Source organism: Rhodovulum sp. BSW8 (genome assembly GCF_003314725.1).
GTDB lineage: Bacteria > Pseudomonadota > Alphaproteobacteria > Rhodobacterales > Rhodobacteraceae > Rhodovulum > Rhodovulum visakhapatnamense.
The window spans coordinates 44,082-65,848 of the sequence record NZ_QNVX01000050.1; the positions used below are offsets into that span (position 1 = coordinate 44,082).

At 68.3% G+C, this 21,767-nt stretch carries 18 protein-coding genes; 9 read left to right on the forward strand and 9 right to left on the reverse strand.

The features are described from left to right. The first annotated feature begins 3 nt into the window (after nucleotides 1–3). A complete protein-coding gene (ugpC, locus tag DSD19_RS18045; RefSeq protein WP_113670615.1) occupies nucleotides 4–1,047 on the forward strand; it encodes a sn-glycerol-3-phosphate ABC transporter ATP-binding protein UgpC in 1,044 nt (347 codons plus the stop codon). Between the two features lie 16 nt (nucleotides 1,048–1,063). On the opposite strand, the gene DSD19_RS18050 is transcribed toward ugpC, so the two are convergent. Continuing rightward, a complete protein-coding gene (locus DSD19_RS18050) occupies nucleotides 1,064–1,540 on the reverse strand; it encodes an Lrp/AsnC family transcriptional regulator (RefSeq protein WP_113670616.1) in 477 nt (158 codons plus the stop codon). A gap of 181 nt (nucleotides 1,541–1,721) precedes the next feature. Between DSD19_RS18050 and DSD19_RS18055 the strand changes: the two genes are divergently transcribed. Further along, complete coding sequence (locus tag DSD19_RS18055; RefSeq protein ID WP_113670684.1) at nucleotides 1,722–5,306, forward strand: hydantoinase B/oxoprolinase family protein; 3,585 nt, start codon at nucleotides 1,722–1,724, stop codon at nucleotides 5,304–5,306. Between the two features lie 57 nt (nucleotides 5,307–5,363). On the opposite strand, the gene bhcR is transcribed toward DSD19_RS18055, so the two are convergent. Next, entirely contained in the window at nucleotides 5,364–6,203 is an 840-nt protein-coding gene (gene bhcR, locus DSD19_RS18060) for an HTH-type transcriptional regulator BhcR (RefSeq protein ID WP_113670617.1), read from the reverse strand. Nucleotides 6,204–6,381: 178 nt separating this feature from the next. On the opposite strand from bhcR, the gene bhcA reads away from it, so the two are divergent. The 4 genes from bhcA to bhcD all read left to right on the forward strand — a co-directional run bounded on the left by bhcA (nucleotide 6,382) and on the right by bhcD (nucleotide 10,817). Further along, complete coding sequence (gene bhcA, locus DSD19_RS18065; protein WP_113670618.1) at nucleotides 6,382–7,560, forward strand: L-aspartate--glyoxylate aminotransferase BhcA; 1,179 nt, start codon at nucleotides 6,382–6,384, stop codon at nucleotides 7,558–7,560. 7 nt (nucleotides 7,561–7,567) lie between these two features. Continuing rightward, nucleotides 7,568–8,536, forward strand: coding sequence for a beta-hydroxyaspartate dehydratase BhcB (gene bhcB / locus DSD19_RS18070; protein ID WP_113670619.1), 969 nt, complete (start codon nucleotides 7,568–7,570; stop codon nucleotides 8,534–8,536). Between the two features lie 93 nt (nucleotides 8,537–8,629). After that, nucleotides 8,630–9,793 (forward strand): 3-hydroxy-D-aspartate aldolase BhcC, encoded by a 1,164-nt coding sequence (gene bhcC / locus DSD19_RS18075; RefSeq protein WP_113670620.1) that lies wholly within the window; start codon nucleotides 8,630–8,632, stop codon nucleotides 9,791–9,793. Between the two features lie 58 nt (nucleotides 9,794–9,851). After that, nucleotides 9,852–10,817 (forward strand): iminosuccinate reductase BhcD, encoded by a 966-nt coding sequence (gene bhcD / locus DSD19_RS18080; protein WP_113670621.1) that lies wholly within the window; start codon nucleotides 9,852–9,854, stop codon nucleotides 10,815–10,817. Between the two features lie 24 nt (nucleotides 10,818–10,841). Here bhcD and DSD19_RS18085 read toward each other — a convergent pair whose 3' ends face one another. After that, nucleotides 10,842–11,768, reverse strand: coding sequence for a zinc ABC transporter substrate-binding protein (locus tag DSD19_RS18085; protein ID WP_371412630.1), 927 nt, complete (start codon nucleotides 11,766–11,768; stop codon nucleotides 10,842–10,844). 150 nt (nucleotides 11,769–11,918) lie between these two features. Between DSD19_RS18085 and DSD19_RS18090 the strand changes: the two genes are divergently transcribed. Genes DSD19_RS18090 through DSD19_RS18100 form a run of 3 tightly spaced genes read left to right on the forward strand, consistent with a single transcriptional unit; the run spans nucleotide 11,919 to nucleotide 13,970 of the window. After that, nucleotides 11,919–12,407: a Fur family transcriptional regulator gene (locus DSD19_RS18090; RefSeq protein ID WP_113670623.1), complete on the forward strand. Its 489-nt coding sequence runs from the start codon at nucleotides 11,919–11,921 to the stop codon at nucleotides 12,405–12,407. Continuing rightward, nucleotides 12,404–13,192 (forward strand): metal ABC transporter ATP-binding protein, encoded by a 789-nt coding sequence (locus DSD19_RS18095; RefSeq protein ID WP_113670624.1) that lies wholly within the window; start codon nucleotides 12,404–12,406, stop codon nucleotides 13,190–13,192. The genes DSD19_RS18090 and DSD19_RS18095 overlap by 4 nt, the downstream gene beginning before the upstream one ends. After that, nucleotides 13,185–13,970 carry a metal ABC transporter permease gene (locus DSD19_RS18100; RefSeq protein WP_113670625.1) on the forward strand — a complete coding sequence of 262 codons (786 nt, stop codon included), beginning with the start codon at nucleotides 13,185–13,187 and terminating at the stop codon, nucleotides 13,968–13,970. Before DSD19_RS18095 ends, DSD19_RS18100 begins: the two co-directional genes overlap by 8 nt. A 5-nt stretch (nucleotides 13,971–13,975) precedes the next feature. Here DSD19_RS18100 and DSD19_RS18105 read toward each other — a convergent pair whose 3' ends face one another. The 6 genes from DSD19_RS18105 to cydD form a co-directional block, all read right to left on the reverse strand. Further along, nucleotides 13,976–14,959 (reverse strand): SLAC1 anion channel family protein, encoded by a 984-nt coding sequence (locus DSD19_RS18105; protein ID WP_113670626.1) that lies wholly within the window; start codon nucleotides 14,957–14,959, stop codon nucleotides 13,976–13,978. Between the two features lie 213 nt (nucleotides 14,960–15,172). Beyond that, nucleotides 15,173–15,298, reverse strand: coding sequence for a cytochrome bd-I oxidase subunit CydX (gene cydX, locus DSD19_RS18110; RefSeq protein WP_075787192.1), 126 nt, complete (start codon nucleotides 15,296–15,298; stop codon nucleotides 15,173–15,175). Nucleotides 15,299–15,313: 15 nt separating this feature from the next. After that, a complete protein-coding gene (gene cydB, locus DSD19_RS18115; protein WP_113670627.1) occupies nucleotides 15,314–16,465 on the reverse strand; it encodes a cytochrome d ubiquinol oxidase subunit II in 1,152 nt (383 codons plus the stop codon). A gap of 6 nt (nucleotides 16,466–16,471) precedes the next feature. After that, entirely contained in the window at nucleotides 16,472–18,070 is a 1,599-nt protein-coding gene (locus tag DSD19_RS18120; protein WP_113670628.1) for a cytochrome ubiquinol oxidase subunit I, read from the reverse strand. A 200-nt stretch (nucleotides 18,071–18,270) separates the two neighbouring features. Continuing rightward, nucleotides 18,271–19,935 (reverse strand): amino acid ABC transporter ATP-binding/permease protein, encoded by a 1,665-nt coding sequence (locus DSD19_RS18125; protein ID WP_113670629.1) that lies wholly within the window; start codon nucleotides 19,933–19,935, stop codon nucleotides 18,271–18,273. After that, entirely contained in the window at nucleotides 19,932–21,635 is a 1,704-nt protein-coding gene (cydD, locus tag DSD19_RS18130; protein WP_243628105.1) for a thiol reductant ABC exporter subunit CydD, read from the reverse strand. The genes DSD19_RS18125 and cydD overlap by 4 nt, the downstream gene beginning before the upstream one ends. Between the last annotated feature and the right edge of the window lie 132 nt (nucleotides 21,636–21,767).

Sequence of the window (21,767 nt, forward strand, 5' to 3'; positions counted from 1 at the left end):
ACCATGGCGGCCATCGAGCTTGAATCCCTCGGCAAGGTCTATCCCGGCGGCGTCGAGGCGGTGAAAGGCGTCGATCTGGCGATCGGCGACGGCGAATTCGTGGTGCTGGTCGGCCCCTCGGGCTGCGGAAAGTCGACGATCCTGCGGATGATCGCGGGGCTCGAGCGGGTCAGCCATGGCGAGATCCGCATCGGCGGCGCCCGCGTGAACGAGCGCGAACCGGCCGAGCGCGACATCGCCATGGTGTTCCAGACCTATGCGCTTTACCCGCATATGAGCGTGCGGCAGAACCTGGCCTACGGGCTCCGGAACCGGCGGATGCCGAAGGCCGAGATCGCCCGCCGGATCGCGATCGCCGCCCGCATCCTGCAACTGTCGGACCTGCTCGACCGCAAGCCGCGCGCGCTGTCGGGCGGTCAGCGCCAGCGGGTCGCCATGGGCCGGGCCATCGTGCGCGAACCGGCCGCGTTCCTGTTCGACGAGCCGCTGTCGAACCTCGACGCCAAGCTGCGCATCCACATGCGCGGCGAGATCAAGCAGCTGCACCGGCGGCTGGGCACGACCTCGGTCTATGTCACCCACGATCAGCTCGAGGCGATGACGCTCGCCGACCGGCTGGTGGTGGTCAATGGCGGCCGGATCGAACAGCAGGGGGCGCCGCTCGATCTGTACCGGCATCCGGCCACGACCTTCGTGGCGGGGTTTCTGGGCGCGCCGGCGATGAACCTGTTCGACGCGACGGTCGAGGCGGGCGCGCTTCGGGTCGGCGACGCGGTGCTGGCCCCTGCGGTGGCGCATCCCGGGGGGGCGGTGACGGCGGGGCTTCGCCCCGAGGCGCTGCGGCTGTCGCCCGATCCGGGCGGCGCGTTCCATCTCGACTATGTCGAGGAACTGGGGGGCGCGCGGCTCTTGCATGGCCGGATCGGTGGGCAGGCGACGGTCGCCCAGACCGCGGTCGAGGCGCCGGTCGCAGACCGCATGGCGCTGGCAGCCGACCCGGCCGATCTGCATCTCTTCGATCCGGCCTCCGGGCGCAGGCTGGGCTGAGGCTCAGACCTGAGGTTCAGACCGGCAGCACCGTCGTCGCCTTGATCTCTTCCATCGACAGCAGGGCCGTCACGTTGAAGATTCGCACGTCCGAGATCAGCGCCTGATAGAACACGTCATAGGCGGTGGCATCGGCCACGCGGACCTTCAGGATATAGTCGATCTCGCCCGCCAGCCGGTGCGCCTCCAGCACCTCGGGGCGCTTCAGCAGCGCCTGCAGGAACCGCCTTTGCCAGTCGGCCTCGTGTTCCGAGGTGCGGATCAGCACGAAGAAGCAGGTCCCCCGGTCCAGCGCCTTCGGATCGACGATGACCGTCTGCTGCCGGATGATGCCCGCCTCGCGCATCTTGCGGATGCGGTTCCAGACCGGCGTCTTGGATGACCCGACCTTGCGGGCGATCTCGTCCAGCGACTGGCCGGAATCGGCTTGCAGCTCGCCCAGGATGCGCCGGTCGAGCGCGTCGAGCCTGTGCCGGGTCTGATCCTGCGCCATCGGGGCCTCCTGCGATCTGAACATCAAGGATCGGAATATCTTCCCCGGAACGCAAGGTAAATTTCCGATTATTGAGGAAAAATGTCCGCCGCAGGATGTGGCCTTGACCTCGGCCGGGCGGCCCGGACAAGGTGCCGCGACCAGGGGAACGGGGCAGGCGGGGGACGGTATGGCGGGCGGCATGTGGGATTTCTGGATCGACCGGGGCGGCACCTTCACCGATCTGGTGGCGCAAAGGCCCGATGGGCGGCTCTTGACCCACAAGCTCTTATCGGAAAACCCCGAACGCTATGCCGATGCCGCGGTGCAGGGCATCCGCGACCTGCTGGGCCTTGGCCCGGACGAGCCGCTGCCGCGAGGCGCCATCGGGGCGGTCCGGATGGGCACCACGGTCGCCACAAACGCGCTTCTGGAACGCAAGGGCGAACGGGTGCTGCTGCTGATTACCGAGGGTTTCGGCGATCTTCTGAGGATCGGCTATCAGGCGCGGCCCCGGCTTTTCGATCTCGATATCCGCCGTCCCGAGCTGCTTTATGAAGAAGTGGCCGAAATCCGCGAGCGGCTTGATGCCGAGGGCGAAGTGCTGGTGCCGCTTGACGAAGAGGCCGCCCGCAAGGCGCTGGAGGCGGCCCGTGGCAAGGGCATCCGCGCCGTCGCCATCGCGCTGATGCACGGCTATCTGAACCCGGTCCACGAGGATCGTCTGGCTGAAATCGCCCGCGACATCGGGTTCACCCAGGTCTCCGTCAGCCATCGCGCCTCGCGGCTGATCAAGCTGGTGGGGCGGGGCGATACGACCGTGGTCGATGCCTATCTCTCGCCGATCCTGCGCCGCTATGTCGACCGGGTGGCGGAGGCGCTCGATCTGGGGCAGGGGGGCTGCGAGCGGCTCTTGTTCATGCAGTCGAATGGCGGGCTGACCGATGCCGCGCTCTTTCAGGGCAAGGATGCAATCCTGTCGGGGCCCGCGGGCGGCATCGTCGGCATGGTCAGGACCGCCGAAGCTGCGGGGTTCGACCGGCTGATCGGCTTCGACATGGGCGGCACCTCGACCGATGTCAGCCATTACGCGGGCGCTTTCGAGCGCAGCTTCGAGACCGAGGTGGCGGGAGTGCGGATGCGCGCGCCGATGATGGACATCCACACCGTGGCGGCCGGGGGCGGGTCGATCTGCAAGTTCGAGGACGGCCGGTTCCAGGTCGGCCCCGAAAGTGCCGGTGCCGATCCCGGCCCGGCCTGCTACCGCCGGGGCGGGCCGCTGACCGTGACCGATTGCAACGTCATGCTGGGCAAGCTGACGCCCGCGCATTTTCCGGCCGTCTTCGGTCCCGGGGGCGATCAGCCGCTCGACGTTGCGGCGGTGCGCGAGAAGTTCGCGGCCCTTGCCCGCGAGGTCGCGGCCGAGACCGGCACGCCCGAACGCAGCCCCGAGGACATGGCCGAGGGCTTCCTGCGCATCGCCGTCGACAACATGGCCAACGCCATCCGCAAGATCAGCGTGCAACGCGGCCATGACGTAACCGGCTACACGCTGCAGTGCTTCGGCGGGGCGGGCGGGCAGCATGCCTGTCTGGTGGCCGATGCGCTGGGCATGCGCCGGGTCTTCCTGCATCCCTTCGCCGGGGTGCTGTCGGCCTATGGCATGGGGCTGGCCGAGATCCGGGCGATGGAGGAAGGCCAGCTCGACCTGCCGCTGTCCGACACGGCCGGGGCCGAGGCGGCGCTGGCCGATCTGACCGCACGGGCCGAGGAGGCTGTCGCATGTCAGGGCGTGGCCAGGCGGGCGATCCGCAGGCTGGTCCGCGCGCATCTGCGCTATGAGGGCTCGCACCAGACGCTGGAGGTGCCCTTCGGCCCCGCTGCCGCGATGCAGGCCGATTTCGAAGAGGTCCACCGGGCGCGCTTTGGCTTTGCCTCGCCCGAGCGCGCTCTGATCGTCGACATGCTGGATGTCGAGGCCATCGGCGAGACCGGGGCGGCGCCTGCCGCCATGGCGCCCGAGGCCCGTGCGGAAATCGCCGACCGGGTGGCGGTGCATCTGGGCGGCGAAACCGTCGAGGTGCCGCTTTATGCCCGCGCCTCGCTGGGGGCGGGCACCCGGATCGAGGGGCCAGCCATCATCTCGGAACCGACCGGCACCGACATGGTCGAGCCGGGCTGGGCCGCCGAGGTCGATGGCCTGGGCAACCTGATCCTGACCCGCAGCGCCACAGCCCAGCGCGCCCCCGCCATGGGGACCGAGGCCGATCCGGTGCTGCTCGAGGTGATGTCGAACCTCTTCATGTCGGTGGCCGATCAGATGGGGGCCACGCTTGCCAACACCTCCTGGTCGGTCAACATCAAGGAGCGGCTCGATTTTTCCTGCGCGATCTTCGATGCGCGGGGCGATCTTGTTGCCAATGCGCCGCATGTGCCGGTGCATCTGGGCTCGATGTCCGACTCGATCCGCACGGTGATGCGCGGCCATGCGGGCGCGATCCGGCCGGGCGATGCGTTCATGCTGAACTCGCCCTATAACGGCGGCACCCACCTGCCCGACGTGACCGTGGTGACGCCGGTCTTTCTGGAGGGCGAGATCCTGTTCTGGCTGGGGTCGCGCGGGCATCATGCCGATATCGGCGGGCGCACGCCGGGGTCTTCGCCGCCCGACTCGCGGCGGATCGAGGAAGAAGGCGTGCTGATCGACAACCTGCGTCTGGTCGATGGCGGGCGGCTCCTGGAGGCCGAGGCCGAGGCGGTGTTGCGTTCGGGACCCTGGCCCTGCCGGAACGTCAGGCAGAACATGGCCGATCTGAAGGCCCAGGTCGCGGCCAACGAAACCGGGCGGCGCGCGCTGCTGGAGGTGGTCGACCGCTACGGCCGGGATGTGGTGGTCGCCTATATGGGCCATGTCCAGGACAATGCCGAGGAAAGCGTGCGGCGGGTTATCGGCACGCTGAAGGACGGGCGGTTCCGCTATCCGATGGACCATGGCGCCGCGATCGAGGTCGCGGTGCGGGTGGACCGCGGGGCGCGCGAGGCGGTGATCGACTTCACCGGGACGAGCCCCCAGCACGAGGGCAATTACAACGCCCCCTTCGCGGTCTGCCGCGCGGTGGTGCTTTACGTCTTCCGGACGATGGTGGGCGCCGACATCCCGCTGAACGAAGGCTGTCTCAAGCCGCTGCGGATCATCGCGCCCGAGGGCTGCCTGCTCAACCCGGCCTATCCGGCCGCAGTGATCGCGGGCAATACCGAGGTCAGCCAGGCCGCCTGCAACGCGCTTTACGGTGCGCTGGGCGTCGTCGCGGGCAGCCAGGCGACGATGAACAATTTCGTCTGGGGAAATGACCGGTTCCAGAATTATGAAACCATCGCGGGCGGCACCGGGGCGGGGCCGGGCTTTGCCGGATGCGATGCGGTGCAGAGCCATATGACGAACACCCGGATGACCGACCCCGAAGTGCTGGAACGGCGGTTTCCGGTAAGGCTCGAGTCCTTCTCGATCCGCAAGGGCTCGGGCGGTGCGGGCCGCTGGGCGGGCGGTGAGGGCGCGATCCGGCGGTTGAGATTTCTCGAGCCGGTGACGGTGACGACGCTCTGTTCCCACCGCCGCATTCCGCCCTTTGGCGCGGCCGGGGGCGGCGATGGGGCGGTCGGCGAGAACTGGGTCGAATGGGCAGATGGCCGGCGCGAGCGGCGGGCGGGCAATGACGAGGTCGCGCTCGAGGCCGGGACGCTCTTCGAGATCCGCACTCCCGGCGGCGGGGGCTGGGGACGTCCCTGACCGCCCGGCCCCGAGTTTTCGCAGAAAACTCGTTTTCTCCCGGGCCCGAAAAATCCGCTACGCGGATTTTTCCCCCGCAGTCGGAAAACCCACCGTGCCGCCGATTGCGGCCGTGACCTGATCCGCAGCCGCGCGGACATCGGTCCCGATCCGCGCCGCGGCCTCCAGCGGGATCCGGAACGCGGGTCCCGAAACCGACAACCCCGCCACCGGCTCGCCATGGGCGTTGAAGATCGGTGCCGCGATGCAGCGCATGCCGTCGGCGCGTTCCTGATCGTCGATGGCATAGCCGCGTGCCCGGGTCCGGGCCAGATCCTCGCCCAGTGCCGCCTCGTCGGTGATCGACAGCGGCGTGAAGCCCGGCAGTCCCTTCGATTTCAGGATCGCCGCGACCCGGACGGGCGGCAGATGCGCCAGCAGCGCCTTGCCGATCCCCGAGGTATGCATCGGCCCGCGCGTCCCCGGCGGAAAGAAGGCCCGGATCGCCTCATGGGTTTCGACCTGGGTCAGGAACAGCACCTCGTCACGATCCTCGACCCCCAGATTGGCGGTCTCGCCGGTGGCCCGCATCAGCGCCTGCATCGCCGCCCGGGACCGCTCGGTGACATTGGTGCGCCGCAGAAAGCCCGACCCGATCCGGAATGCGCCGGGCCCGACATGCCAGCGCTGCGCCTCGTCTTCCAGTTCCACGATGTCGTGCCCCTGCAGCGTGATCAGCACCCGGTAGACAGTGGCCGGGCTCTGGTCGGTCAGCGCGGCCAGTTCCGAAAGCGTCAGCCCCTTCGTTTCGCTCAGCGCCGCCAGCAGTCCCATCGCCCGGTCGAGCGCGCGGACCGTGTTCTGCTCGGTCTTGTCGTGAAAGGCGCGCGGGCGGCCGCGCAGGCGGGGCTGGGTCATCCGAATCGATCCTTCGCGTTGAAAGTGAAATGTTTTTTCAAAATATGAGGCACGATAAACACATTGATAATTCGACACTTTATCGCATTTTTCGCCTTGCGGAAAAGCTTTTCAGAAAAAATTGCGCCGCAGCGCAACCGGGCGCTATCCGTTGGGAAGCCAGATGAAGGACCGCCCGATGCACGCCTTGAACCCCGTCTTCCTGCCCGGCCCGACCAACCTGCCCGAGTCCCTGCGCCGGGCCTGCGACATTCCCACGATGGATCACCGCTCGGCCGCTTTCGGGCCGATCCTCGCCTCCGCCATGGCCGGAGTGAAGCAGGTGCTGCACCTGTCCGAAGGCGAGGTCGCGATCTTTCCCGCGACCGGGACCGGAGGCTGGGAAGCCGCCATCACCAACACGCTCCGGCCCGGCGACAAGGTTCTGGCCGCCCGCCATGGCATGTTCTCGCGGAAATGGATCGACCTCTGCCAGCGCCACGGGCTCGACGTCGAGATCGTCGAGCGCCCCTGGGGCGAGGGCGTGCCGGTCGAGGCTTTCGCCGCGGCACTGGCGGCCGACAAGTCCCATGAGATCCGCGCCGTTCTCGTCACCCATAACGAGACCGCGACCGGCGTGACCTCGGATGTCGCGGCCGTGCGCGCGGTCATGACCGCGGCCAGGCACCCTGCGCTATTGATGGTCGATGGCGTCAGCTCGATCGGGTCGATCGACTTCCGGATGGATGCCTGGGGCGTCGATCTGGCGGTGACCGGCTCGCAGAAGGGCTTCATGCTGCCCGCGGGACTGGCCATCGTCGGGATCAGCCCGAAAGCCCTGGCGGCGATGGAAACCGCCGGACTGCCGCGCTGTTTCTTCGATATCCGCGACATGCTGGGCGGCAACTATCCCTATACGCCGCCGGTCGGGCTGATCAACGGGCTGGCGGTCTCGACCGGCCTGCTGATTGAGGAAGGCATGGAGTCCGTGCGCGCCCGCCATCACCGCATCGCCGAGGGCGTGCGCCGCGCGGTCGCCGCCTGGGGCATGACGACCTGCGCGGCCCGGCCCGAGCTTTGCTCGGACACGGTGACGGCCATCGTCACGCCTGACGGGGTCGATGCGGGCCGGATCGTGCGCCATGCGGCCGAGGCCTATGGCGTGGCCTTCGGCGGGGGCTTGGGCGAGGTCGCGGGCAAGGTGTTCCGGATCGGCCATCTGGGTCTGATGAGCGACGTGATGGCGCTGTCGGGCATCGCCACCGCCGAAATGGCCATGACCGATCTTGGCCTGCCCGTTCGGCTTGGCAGCGGCGTTGCCGCCGCCCAGGAGCATTATCGCAACAGCAAGACCGCGCCCGTGCGGGCGGCGGCGTGAGGATGCCATGAAGGATCACGGACCCCTCTATATCCCGACCTATGACGACGTGATCCGGGCCCATGAGCGGATCGCCCCCTACATCCACCGCACGCCGGTCCTGACTTCGTCCTGCATCGACGGCATGGCGGGGGCCTCGCTCTTCTTCAAATGCGAGAATTTCCAGAAGGCCGGCGCCTTCAAGGTGCGCGGTGCCTGCAACGCGGTCTTCGGGCTCGATGACGAGAGGGCGGCAAAGGGGGTTGCCACCCATTCCTCGGGCAACCATGCACTGTCGCTGTCTTACGCGGCGGGCCGCCGGGGCATTCCCTGCCATGTGGTGATGCCGCGCACGGCGCCGCAGGCCAAGAAGGACGCGGTGCGCGGCTATGGCGGCGAGATCACCGAATGCGACCCCTCGACCAGTTCGCGCGAGGCGGTCTTTGCCGAGGTCGAGGCCCGGACCGGCGCCGAATTCGTCCATCCCTACAATGACTGGCGGGTGATCGCCGGGCAGGGCACCTGCGCGCGCGAGTTGAACGACCAGATCCGCGATCTCGATGCGGTGATCGCGCCCATCGGCGGCGGCGGGATGGTGTCCGGGACCTGCCTGACCCTGTCGAGCCTCGCGCCGCATATCGAAATCTATGCCGCCGAACCCGAGCAGGCCGATGACGCCTATCGCAGCTTCAGGGCGGGCCATATCGTCGCCGACGACGCGCCCGAAACGGTGGCCGACGGGCTGAAGGTGCCGCTGAAGGATCTGACCTGGCATTTCGTTTCGTCGAACGTGACCGATATCCTGACCGTTTCGGAGGCCGAGATCGTCGAGGCGATGAAGCTGATCTGGAAGCGGATGAAGATCGTGATGGAGCCGAGCTCGGCGGTGCCTTTGGCGGCGGTGCTGAAGAACCGCGAGGTTTTCGCGGGCAAACGCGTGGGCGTGATCGTGACCGGCGGCAATGTCGATCTCGACCGTCTGCCCTGGACGGTCTGAGCCGCGCCGCAAGGCAGGACGTGACGACGCGCCTCGGGCGCGGAACGGGAAACACGGCGCGCGCGGCGCGTCTCGAAAGCTGGGAGAAATGCGATGAAGGACGTGACCGAGTTCGACGGGCTCGAGGTGGGCTATGACATTCCGGCCCTGCCGGGCATGGCCGAGGCCGAGATCCAGACGCCTTGTCTGGTGCTCGATCTCGACGCGCTCGAGCGTAACATCCAGAAGATGGGCGACTGGGCCAGGGCGCACGGGATGCGTCACCGCGTCCATGGCAAGATGCACAAGTCGGTAGACGTCGCCAGGCTGCAGGAGCGGCTCGGAGGGGCTTGCGGGGTCTGCTGCCAGAAGGTGTCGGAGGCCGAGGCGTTTGCGCGGGGCGGGATCAAGGACGTGCTGGTCTCGAACCAGGTGCGCGATCCGGCCAAGATCGACCGGCTGGCACGGCTGCCGAAGCTGGGGGCGCGGACGCTCGTCTGCGTCGATGACCCGGCGAACGTGGCCGAGCTGTCCGAGGCGGCTGAGCGGCACGGCACCGAGATCGAATGCCTGGTCGAGATCGACTGCGGCGCCGGGCGTTGCGGGGTGACGGAAACTGCGGATGTCGTCGCCATCGCCAAGGCCATCGACGCCGCGCCGGGCCTGCGCTTTGCCGGGCTGCAAGCCTATCAGGGTGCGATGCAGCATCTCGATTCCTATTTGGACCGGAAGGCCAAGATCGAGATCGCCGTGGCCATGGTACGCGAGGCGGTCGAGGCCTTGAAGGCCGAGGGACTTGCCTGCGACATCGTCGGTGGCGGCGGCACCGGCTCCTATTATTTCGAGGGCAGCTCGGGCGTCTATAACGAGCTGCAATGCGGCTCCTACGCCTTCATGGATGCCGATTACGGCCGCATCCTCGATGCCGAGGGCAACCGGATCGACCGCGGCGAATGGGAGAACGCGCTGTTCCTGCTGACCTCGGTGATGAGCCATGCCAAGGCCGACAAGGCGATCTGCGATGCCGGGCTCAAGGCGCAATCGGTCGATAGCGGCCTGCCGGTCGTGTTCGGGCGCGAGGATGTGCGCTATGTGAAATGCTCCGACGAACATGGGGTGATCGCGGATCACGAGGGCGTTCTGAAGGTCGGCGACAAGCTGCGGCTGGTGCCGGGCCATTGCGATCCGACCTGCAATGTCCATGACTGGTATGTGGGGGTGCGCAACGGCACGGTCGAATGCCTCTGGCCGGTTTCCGCGCGCGGCAAGGCCTACTGACTGGCGTTTCGGGGCCTCCGGGCCCCGATTTTTCTGCGAAAAATCGTGCAGGGGTAAGATGTTTGTCGTTCCGGAAAGCGAAATTGCGGGGCTCGTGTCAGCCGCTCAATGCTTCGAGGCGGTCGAGGCCGTCTTTTCTGCCATGGCCCGCAATGAGGCCTGTAATTTCCCGGTGATCCGCGAGGCGATCGGCCATGCCGACGCGCTTTACGGCTTCAAGTCGGGCTTTGATCGTGCCGGCAAGGTGCTGGGGCTCAAGTCGGGCGGCTACTGGCCCGGCAACGCTGAAAGGGGGCTGACCAACCATCAGTCGACCGTGGTACTGTTCGACCCCGACACCGGGCGACCCGCGGCTTTGGTGGGCGGCAACCTGTTGACCGCGCTGCGCACGGCGGCGGCCTCGGCGGTATCGATCCGCCACCTGGCACGCAGCGACTCGCGCGTGCTGGGCCTCCTGGGCGCGGGCCACCAGTCGGCCTTCCAGATGCGCGCCGCCGTCGCCGAGCGTCCCTTCGAGAAGGTGGTCGGCTGGAACTATCATCCCGAGATGCTGCCCCGGCTGGCCGAGACTGCGGCCGGGCTCGGCCTGCCCTTCGAGGCGGTCTCGCTGGAAGGCCTCGGCGCGCAGGCCGATGTCATCGTCACGATCTCGTCTTCCTTCTCGGCCCAGCTCATGGATGCCCATGTCCGGCCGGGTACGCATCTGGCCTGCATGGGCACCGACACCAAGGGCAAGCAGGAAATCGATGCGGCGATCTTTGCCCGCGCCAGGGTCTTCACCGACGAGGTGGCGCAGTCGGTCGAGATCGGCGAGGCCCAGCACGCAGTCGCGGCCGGGCTGATCGGCGCGGGCGACATCGTCCAGATCGGCGAGGTCATCAATGGCACCGCGCCGGGGCGCCAGTCCGAGGACGACATCACGCTTTTCGACGGCACCGGCGTCGGGTTGCAGGATCTGGCGGTGGCGGCCCGGGCGGTCGCAGCGGCCCGGGCCAAGGGCGTGGCAGTCGAGGTCGATCTTTGACCAGCGCCGCCCCCCGGTCGGGACTCAGCCGTCCGAGCCGGTGACGCAGTCGGCGATGGTCCGGGCGAGGCCCGTCAGCAGCGCCGGATAGAGATCGGGACCGTAGGCGAGTGTGCTGCCCGACGGATCGAGCGGCGCGCCCACCCGCACATCGGTGCCCTCGGCGATGGCCTCGGCATAGGCCGGGTCGTGCTGGGCCTCGGGGAAGAGACAGGCGACGCCGTCGGCGCGCAGCTCGTCCCGCAGCCCGGTCAGCCGGGCAGCCCCCGGATCGGCGGCATCGCCCATGGCGATGGACCCGGCCACGCTCAGCCCGAAATGCTCGGCGAAATAGCCGTAAGCGTCATGGAAGACCATGATCGGCCGGTCGCCCACCGGGGCCAGCACTTGCCGCGCCTCGGTTTCGGTTGTCGCGATCCGGTCGAGCGCAGACCGCGCATTCGCCTCGTAGACCGCAGTGTTGTCGGGGTCGGCCTCGGCCAGGGCACCGCTGATCCGAAGCACCCAGACCCGGGCGTTCTCGGGATCGAGCCAGGCATGGGGGTCGGTGCCTTCGTGATGGTGATGCTCTTCCTCGGCGGCGTGATCGTCCGCGTCGTGATCCGCGTCCGGCGCGGCGGCCCCATGATGCTGATCTTCGGCATCGGCCTCGCCCTCATGGTCATGATCGTGCCCGTCCGGCGTGCCGTAGCTGCGCCGGTAGGTGCCCGGGGCCTCGATCAGAGCGACGGCCTGCGCGTCGGGGCCGAGCCCCTTGAGCGCGCGGTCGAGCCAGGGCGTCAGCTGCGGGCCGACCCAGAACACCAGACCGGCCTCGCTGATCGCGCGGGCCTGCGAGGGCTTCAGCTGGAAGTGATGCGGGTCGCCGCCTTGGTCCAGCAGGATCTCGGGGCGGCCCAGATCGCCCATCACCGCGGCCACCAGGGACTGGACCGGGGGAATGTCGGTCACCACACGCGGCGGCTGGGCGCTCGCAGGGGCGGCGAGGGCCAGAAAAACAGGAAAAAACAGGGGGCGCATGGACCGACTCCTTCGAAATGGCGCTTGCGGAAGGTGCTCCGGAATGAATATGTTATAAAATAACAAGTCAAGAGGGTCCGGATGAGAATCGATGCCGAGCGGGTGTTTTCCGCCCATGATCATGCCGCCTGCCGCCGGGCGACGCTGGAGCGGGCCGAGGAAATCGTCGCGGCCGAAGGGTTGCGCCTGACCCCGGTGCGCCGACGCACTCTCGAGATCCTGCTTGAATCGCATCAGGCGCTCGGCGCCTATGAGGTGCTCGACCGGCTGGTCGCGGCGGGCTTCGCGCGCCAACCGCCGGTGGCCTATCGGGCGCTCGATTTTCTGGTCGATCACGGGCTCGTGCACCGGATCCGGCGGCTCAACGCGTTTGCGGCGTGCATGCGCCCGGGCGAGCCGCACCGCCCGGCCTTTCTGATCTGCGACACCTGCCAGGCCGTGGCCGAGGCGCCGGGCACGGGCGTCGCCGACGCGATGCTCGCGGCAGCCGGTGCGGTCGGGTTCGAGATCGAGCGGATGAGCCTCGAGGCTGTCGGCCGCTGCCCCGCCTGCCGCGAGGCGCGGGCATGACGCTGGTCGCCGCGCGCGGCCTGACAGTGCGCTATGGCGGTGTCGCCGCCCTGACCGGGGTCGATTTCGAGATCGGCGCGGGCGAGATCGTCACGCTTGTCGGGCCGAACGGGTCGGGCAAGTCGACGCTGCTGAGGGCTGTGCTGGGCGCGGTCCGGCCGACGGCGGGCGCCGTCACCCGGCGACCTGGGCTCCGGATCGGCTATGTGCCGCAAAAGCTGGCCGTCGACGACCGCATGCCGCTGACGGTCCGCCGCTTTCTGTCGTTGCCCGACCGGCACGGGGCGGCCGAGGTCGCGGCGATGCTTGATCGGGTCGGCGCGGCCGGGCTTGAGACCCGGCAACTGACCGCGCTGTCGGGCGGGCAGTTCCAGCGGGTGCTGCTGGCCCGCGCGCTGCTGGGCGGGCCAGAACTTCTGATCCTCGACGAGGCGACGCAGGGGCTCGACCAGCCGGGCACCGCGGCCTTCTACCAGCTGATCGTCGATCTTCGGCGCGAGACCGGTACAGCGGTGCTGATGGTCAGCCACGATCTGCATGTGGTGATGAGCGCGACAGACCGGGTGCTGTGCCTCAACGGTCATGTCTGCTGTCAGGGCCAACCCTATGTGGTGACCGCCGCGCCCGAATACCGGGCGCTGTTCGGCCATGGCACCCATGGCACGATGGCGCTTTATCAGCATGAACACGATCATGCCCATGACGGCTGCGGACACGACGCGGCGGCCGGGGCCGAGGTGCATCCCCATGCCCATGGCGCAAAACCGGAGGCGGCCGATGCTTGACGATTTTCTGGTGCGGGCGGCGCTGGCGGGGATCGCAGTCGCGCTGGCGGCCGGGCCGCTGGGGGCCTTCGTGGTCTGGCGGCGCATGGCCTATTTCGGCGAGGCCACGGCCCATGCGGCGATTCTGGGCGTGGCCATCGCGCTGGGCTTTTCGATCTCGATCTTCGCGGGCACGCTGGGGGCCGCGCTGGCCATGGCGCTGGCCGTGACCTCGCTGTCTGGGCGGAGGCTTGCCATGGATACCGCGCTGGGGGTTGCCGCCCATGCGGCGCTGGCGGTCGGTCTGGTCTCGGTGTCGTTTCTCAGCGGGGTCCGGGTCGATCTTTCGGCTTACCTCTTCGGCGACATCCTGGCGGTCGGCCGCACCGATCTGGCGGTGATCTGGGCGGGGGCGCTGGCAGTGGTGGCGCTGATCGGCTGGCGCTGGAGGGCGCTTCTGACGGTTACGGTCAGCGAGGAACTGGCGGCGGCCTCGGGGATCGATCCGGGGCGCGAGCGGCTGGTGCTGACGGTCGCGCTGGCGCTGGTGGTCGCGGTGGCGATCCAGGTGGTGGGGGCGCTTCTGATCGTGGCAATGCTGATCGTCCCGGCCGCCGCCGCCCGGCCCTGGGCGCGCACCCCCGAGGCGATGGCGCTGATCGCCTCGGGCATCGGTGCGGCCGCGGCCCTGGCCGGGCTTTGGGGATCGTACCAGTTCGACACGCCCGCCGGACCCAGCATCGTGGTCGCGGCAAGCTGTGCCTTCGCGCTCAGCCTGGCCGCCCCCCGGCGGGGCTGAGGCCCCTATTCCGGCTGGCAGATCTCGTTCCGGGCAATCGCCAGCAGCGTGCGCCCGACCAGCCCCGCGATCACCACGCTGAGAAAGGCCAGAAGCCCGCCGCCCAGCCACAGATGGACGGCCGAGCCGGTGGTGGTCGCGTACAGGAACGTGGCGATGGTCAGCGCGGCCAGCGGGAACGAGAGCGCCCAGAAGGACAGCGCGAAGGGCAGGCGCAGGATGCGCGGCAGCTGCGTCGCCACGATCAGCGCGAAGACATAGGCGGCGTTGAGAAAGAACATCGCCAGCGAATCGAGCCCGCCATTCAGCCGCATCCACGAGATGAAGCCGACGGCGGGGGGCGCGATCAGGATCACCAGCGTCGGCTGCAACCGGCTGGGCAGCGGATCGTGAAAGGTCAGCCGGTTCATGACCATCGTCAGCAGCACGATCCAGAAAAGCGCACCGCCCGAGAAGAAGAGCCACGAGATATCCGGGTGGCCCAGCGGGACGCCCGCGATGGGCACCAGGATGTTGCCGACCGGCGGGATGAACCAGGCGGCGTTCAGGTGGATCGGCTGGAAGGGACGGTGCCCGATCCAGTCGGCGATCACCAGAAGCGACAAGAGCCCCTGCAGCGCGGTCCCTGCGATCCAGACCGGCTCGGCCAGCGCGGGGTACTGGCCCAGCAACGCCACCGACAGCAGGATCAGCGAGATCGAGGCGGTGGGAAAAAAGGCCAGCCGAACCGGGTGATGCCATTCGGCCGCGGCCATCGGGAAGCGTGTCAGAAGCTTTGTCGCATAAAGCGCCGCGACCGCGGCCAAGAGCGCGGAAGAGGCAAACAGCAGGTAATGCGAGACGGGGAGGGTCAGCCCCAGCGCCTGTTCGCCCGCATGCCAGGCCAGCGTCAGACCCATCATCCCCATGACCGTGGCGAAGAAGGTGACGGGAAAATGCGCAAGCCGGCTTTCGTGGCTGCCCGGCTGGGTTTCTGCGGTCGTGCTCATGTCGGTCGCGCCTCCTGTGCGGCTTCGGTCCCAAGACATGCAAGAAAATGCATGTGTCCTGCGCCATATAGGGCCGACTCAAATAAGATGTCAAAGACTCATCTTTAAGGCTGCCATAGTCCGGCCGGACCCGAGGGGCATGGAAAAGGCCCGCGCCGGGGGCACGGGCCTTGCAGGCTCGGGGCAGGGCCCCGGTTCAGGACGGCGACCGGCCTAGCGGTCGTGGCGCGGCTTGCCGTCCATCATGGTGCGATCCGCGTTCAGCTCCAGCCACATCGCGTTGACGACGGCGAAGAGCGCGGCCAGCGGCAGGCCGAGAATCCAGGCGAAATACCACATCTTCGGGCTCCTTTCTCAGTAGACCGAGTCGCTTTTGTCGACCACGTCCGAGGCCGTGACCTTGCCCCAGAGCACCTTGTAGACCCAGGCGGTGTAGGCCAGGATCAGCGGCACGAAGATCACCGCCGAGACCAGCATCACGAACAGCGTCAGATGCGAGGACGAGCTGTCCCAGACCGTCAGCGACGAGTTGGGGTCGATGCTGGACGGCAGGATGAACGGGAACATGGTCAGCCCGACCGAAGCGATGATGCCGAGGATCGACAGTTTCGAGGCCAGCATGGTCCAGCCCTCCTTGTCGGTCCTGAAGCCGAGGAAGGCCAGCGCCGCGCCAAGGATCCCCAGCGCCGGGGCGACGACGATCCAGGGCCGCGCCTCATAGGCCGCCATCCAGGACCCGCCCCGGACGACCTCGTTCATCAGCGGGTTCGACGGTCCGTCGGTCGCGACCGCGCCCGCAAAGCTGTAGGCGTCGATCCCGCCCGCAAGCCAGAGGCCGGCCAGCGCATAGGTCAGGATGGTGGCAATGGCCGCCCAGGCGCCGAAGGTCCGCGCGCGGTCGGCCACCATGCCCTCGGTCTTGAGCTGCAGCCAGGCCGCGCCATGCATCACCAGCATCGAGACCGACACCAGCCCGACCAGGATCGCATAGGGGTTCAGCAGCCCGAAGAACGAGCCCTCATAGATCGACATGAGGTCCTCGGTCAGCCGGAACGGCACGCCCTGAAGGACGTTGCCCACGGCGACGCCGAAGACCAGCGCAGGCACGAAGCCGCCCACGAACAGCGCCCAGTCCCAGGCCGCGCGCCAGCGTTCGTCCTCGCGCTTCGAACGGTACTTGAAGCCCACCGGGCGCAGGATCAGCGCGGCGAGGATCAGGAACATCGCGATGTAGAAGCCCGAGAAGCTGACCGCGTAAAGCGGCGGCCAGGCAGCGAAGATGGCGCCGCCGCCCAGGATGAACCACACCTGGTTGCCTTCCCAGACCGGGCCGACGGTATTGATCGCCACCCGCCGTTCGATATCGGTCCGGGCGACGAAGGGCAGCAGCGTGCCGACCCCCAGATCGAAGCCGTCGGTCAGCGCAAAGCCGATCAGCAGGACGCCCAGAAGCCCCCACCAGATCACCCGAAGGATCTCGAAATCCACGAATTCATGCAGGATCATGGGTCTTTACTCCGCCGGTTCGAAGCCGCGGCCGCCGGTCAGGCGGTCGGTATGGCGCCGGGTCCAGTCGTCGGTTTCGGCGACGTCCATATAGGGCCCCTTGAGGATGTATTTCCGCATCAGCCCGATCTCGATCACGAAGAGGACCGAATAGAAGGTGATGAAGCCCGCGAGCGTGAAGGCGACCTGGGCCACGCTGAGCTGGCTGACCGACAGCGCGGTCGGCAGCACGCCGTCGACGGTCCAGGGCTGACGGCCGAATTCGGCCACGAACCAGCCCATCTCGGCCGCGATCCAGGGCGTCGGGATCGCCACCACGGCCGTGCGCAGCGCCCAGCGCGGAAAGCGCATGCCGTAGAAGTTGGCGCGGATGAAGAAGAACAGCATCAGCGCGATGAAGCCGAAGCCCAGGATCACCATCACCCGGAACGCCCAGAACAGCGGCAGGACGCCCGGCACCGTGTCCTGCGCCGCCATGGCGATCTGGTCATCGGTCGCCAGGCGCGGGTCGTCGAGATAGCGCTTGAGCAGGAAGGCAAAGCCCAGATCGGCGCTGTGCTGCTCGAATTGCGCGGTCAGCTCGGGCGCGGCTGCGCCCCGCTCGGCCCGGATCTGCATCAGCGCGTCATAGGCGATCAGCCCGTTGCGGATGCGGACCTCGGCCTCGTCCACCAGCTGGTTGATGCCCGGCAGTTCCTCGGTCAGCGAGCGCGAGCCGATCAGGCCCATCACCACCGGCACCTCGATCGCGTATTTGGTCTCGCGGTCGGCCTGGTCGGGAATGCCGAAGAGGTTGAACGGCGCGGGCGCCTCGTGGGTTTCCCACATGCCCTCGATGGCGGCGAGCTTCATCTTCTGGGTATGGGTGGCGTTATAGCCCGACTCGTCGCCGAGGACCACCGCCGACAGCGCGCCTGCAAGCCCGAAACTGGCTGCGACCGCGATCGACCGGCGCGCCAGTTCCACATGGCGGCCCTTCAGCAGGTACCAGGCCGACACGCCCAGAACGAAGATCGAGGCCGTCACATAGCCCGCCGAGACGGTATGCACGAACTTGGCCTGCGCCACCTCGTTGAACATCACCTCGAAGAACGAGGTCATCTCCATCCGCATGGTCATCGGATTGAACTCGGCCCCCACCGGGTTCTGCATCCAGCCATTCGCGATCAGGATCCAGAGCGCCGAGAAGTTCGACCCGATCGCCACGAGCCACGTGACCACGCAATGCCCCACCTTGGACAGCTTGTCCCAGCCGAAGAACATGAGCCCCACGAAGGTCGCCTCGAGGAAGAAGGCCATCAGCCCCTCGATGGCCAGCGGAGCGCCGAAGATGTCCCCGACATAGTGGCTGTAATAGCTCCAGTTCATCCCGAACTGGAATTCCATGGTGATGCCCGTCGCGACCCCCAGCACGAAGTTGATGCCGAAGAGCGTGGCCCAGAATTTCGTCATCTGGCGCCAGACGGGGCGGTTGGTCATCACATAGACCGTCTCCATGATCGCAACGATGATCGACAGACCAAGCGTGAGCGGCACGAAGAGGAAGTGATACATGGCTGTCATGGCAAACTGCAGCCGGGACAGCTCGACGATGTCGAGTTCCATTGATGGCCTCCTTTGGCCCTTTCCCCTCATTACATAATATGCGCGGATCCCAAGCCGTTGGTGTTAACGGTGGAGGGTGGGCATATTAGACGTGTTCCAGATATACCTTTGTATGCATTGGCGCGGCATGCCAATACGGCATAACTGCGATGCGTCTCGGACGTGCGACGGTCCCGGCCCCCGCGACGGCGGCGGAACCGTCAGGTCATGGCGATCAGCCGGTCGGCCCAGTCGCGCTCGGCCTTGCGGTGCGAGGCGGTCAGGATCGCGGTCTCGGGCAGGATCTCGCGGATCGCGCCCAGGACCCGGGTCGCGGTCGGCCGGTCGAGCCCCTCGGTCGGTTCGTCCAGCAGCAACAGCCGCGGCCGGCGCAGGAGCGCCCGGGCCAGGGCCAGGCGCCGCTGTTCGCCCCCGGAAAGCCCGGCGCCGTTTTCCTTCAGGGCCGCGTGCAGCCCGCCGCGTGCGGCCACCGTCGCGGACAGCGCCACCGCCTCGAGCAGATCCAGCGCCTCGCGTTCGTCGAGATCGGGATCTGCCAGCGCCAGCATGTCGAAGAAGCTCTGGCCCAGAAGCATGCTGCGCTGGGGCAGGTAGGTCATTTCGGCCCGCAGCCGCGTTTCGGACAGTTCGTCGATCGGGCGGCCTGCAAGCCGGATGGTGCCCGCCTCGGGCTGGATCAGACCGGCGGCCAGCGCCAGAACGGTGCTTTTGCCGCTGCCCGAGGCCCCGGTCAGCGCGACGCAGGCGCCGGGGGCGAGGGTCAGCGAAAAGCCCTGCAGCACCGGCGCCTCGGCGCCCGGGTGGCGGTAGGCGATGTCGGTCATCTCCAGAGCCGGGCTCGCCGCCTCTGGCGCGCTGGCAGGAGCCGGACAGGCGGGCGCCCCGGCCGCGGCCTCGTCGGGCAAGAGCCGGGTCACGCGGCGGGCGGCATCGAGCATCCGCCCCAGATCGGCAAGGCCCCGGCGCAGGGGCTGCACGGTTTCCGAAAGGGCCAGCGCCACGAAGAAACCCAACGCCGCCTGCGCGGGCGTGATCGCGCCCCGGGCGACGAGCACGCCCCCCAGCGCCAGCGCCGTACCGGTGGCCAGCGTGGTGGTCAGCGACAGCGCCAGCCCCGCCCGGCGTTCCAGCCGGTCGATGGCACCGAGGTTCTCGCGCATCCGGGCCTCGGCCAGCTGCACGGCTTCGGTCTGTTCAGGCAGGCGGCCATAGACCACCAGATCGTCGCGGGCGCGCAGCAGGTCGATCAGCCGTATGCGGAAGGCCTGCAGCGCCTTCTCGGCCCGGCGCGAGGGGGCCAGCGCATGGCGCCCGGCCCAGACCAGCACCATCCCGCAGCCCAGCGTGAAGCTGGCGAGGATCCAGAGGGCCAGGGTGACATCGGTCAGCCACCACAAAAGCGGGAAGGCGGCGACATAAAGGGTGACCCCGGTCACCGCCGGTATGAAGAGCCGCAGCACCACCCCGTCAAGTGCATCGACATCCGCCACCAGCCGGTTCATGGTCTCGGCGCCGCGCAGCCGCGACAGGGTCTGGAACGGCAGCGCCAGCACGCCGCGCAGCAACGCCACGCGAATATCGGTCAGGGCCTTCAGCGTCGCGTCATGGGTCAGCAGCCGTTCGCCATAGCGCGCGGCGGTCCGTCCAAGCGCCAGAAAGCGCACCGAGGCCGAGGGCTGGAAGACGTTGAAGGCGATGCCGATGCCCGCAAGCCCGGCCGCCGCTGCGGCGGTGATGAACCAGCCCGCAAGGCCCAGCAGCGCCACCCCCATCGCCACAACGATCACCGCAAGCGCGGTACCCCGGATCAGCGGGCCGCGCTGGGCGCGCCAGGTCAGGCGCAGGATCTGCAGGATATCCCTCATGCCGCATGCTCCGGTCTGATGGCGATCTGGCGATCCATCCGCGCGGCAAGCGCCGGGTCATGAGTCGCGACGATCAGCGCGACACCGCCCGCCGCGAGGCCCAGCAGCCCCTCGGTCACCAGCGTCGCGGTCTCTTCGTCCAGATCGGCGGTCGGTTCGTCGGCCAGCAGCAGGTCGGGATGGGCATGCGCCGCGCGCGCCACGATCAGCCGCCGCGCCTCGCCGCCCGACACGCCGACCCCGGTCTCGCCCAGACGGGTGTTCAGCCCGCGCGGCAGCTGCGCCACCACGCCGTCGGCCGCCGCCAGTTCCAGCGCGGTGTCCAGAGGCAGCTCATGCCCGGGCCGCAGCGCCAGCGTCAGGTTCTTGCGCAGCGACCCCGACACGAAGCGCGGCTGCTGCGGCAGCCAGCCCAGCCGCGCGCGCCAGGCATCGGCGGTCTCGGGGGACAGGACCGTGTCGCCGATCCGGATCTCGCCCTCGGCGGGGATCGCCATGCCCGCGATCAGCCGCAAGAGTGAGGATTTGCCGATGCCCGAGGGGCCGGTGATCGCCAGCGTCTCGCCAGCGCCCAGATCGAAATCCGGGAACCGGATCAGCCGCCCGCCCGGCGGGCGGTAGGCAAGGCCCCTGACCGACAGCGCGTCGGCGGTCTCGAGCGGCCGCGCCGAGGCGCCGAGCCCGAGGAAGGTGGTTTCTTCCTGCGCCTCGAGTTCGGCCAGTTCGCGCGCCACGGCATTGGCGTCGGCCTTGTCATGCCAGGCGGCGGCCAGATCGCGCAGGGGCTGGAAATAATCGGGGGCCAGCAGCAGCAGGAAGATCCCTTCGGTTGCGGTCAGCGGGGTGCCCCAGGCGCCGAAAGTCAGCTCGCCCAGCAGCGAGAAGCCGACATAGACCGCGACCATGGCGATGCCGATGGCCGAGAAAAGTTCAAGCACGGTCGAGGACAGGAAGGCCACGCGCAGCACCTCCATGGTGCGCCGGCGCAGCCGGTCGGCGGCCGAGCGGAAGCTGTCGACCGTGCGCTCGGTGGCGTCCAGCAGGCGGATGTCGACCAGCGCCGTCAGCCGCTCCAGCAGCAGCACGTTCATGTTCGACAGCTCTTCCATCTGCCGCTCGCTGGCCTTTTTGGCGGCGATGCCGACCAGCGCCATGAAGATCGGGATCAGCGGCCCGGCGAACAGCAGAACGAGCCCGATTGCCCATGAGAAGTAGAAGGTGACGCCGAGGATCACCAGCGGCACGAAGGTCGAGCGGCGCTTGGCCGGGGCATAGCGGGTGAGGAAGGGTGTCAGCGCGGCCAGCTTTTCGGCGGCCAGCGTCGCGGTCACCGCTGCGGGCGGGCGGGCCGGGTCGTCGGTCGCGCGGCGCGATTCCCGCGTGACGAGGCGCGCGCGTTCCAGCGCCAGCACGATATCGGCCGCGCGGAACGACAGCGCGCCTGCCTGATGGTCGAGCATCGCGCGCCCGACGCCCACCGCCACAAAGACGAGGGCAAAGGCCCAAGTGGGGCCCCAGGCGGTCTCTGGCTGCAGCATCTGGCCCAGAGCCAATGCCACCGCTGCGGCCTGGATCAGCCACAGCAGCGAGGCTGCGGTGGCCATCGCCCCCGCGCGCTCCAGCAGGCTCATCACCGGGGCCGTCATCTGGGAAAGCCGCCTGGCGGCCGGATCGTCCTTCTTCGCGCGTTTACGGCTCAAGTCCCGCCCCGTCACCCGTTTCTGAAGCGCCCCGCATCCGGGATCGGCGAAGGGCTTGCGTGATCTTTAACAGGCTCTATTCTCGTTTGAACCCGTATGTGAGATAGATCATTATCCCCCAGGACTGGAAAA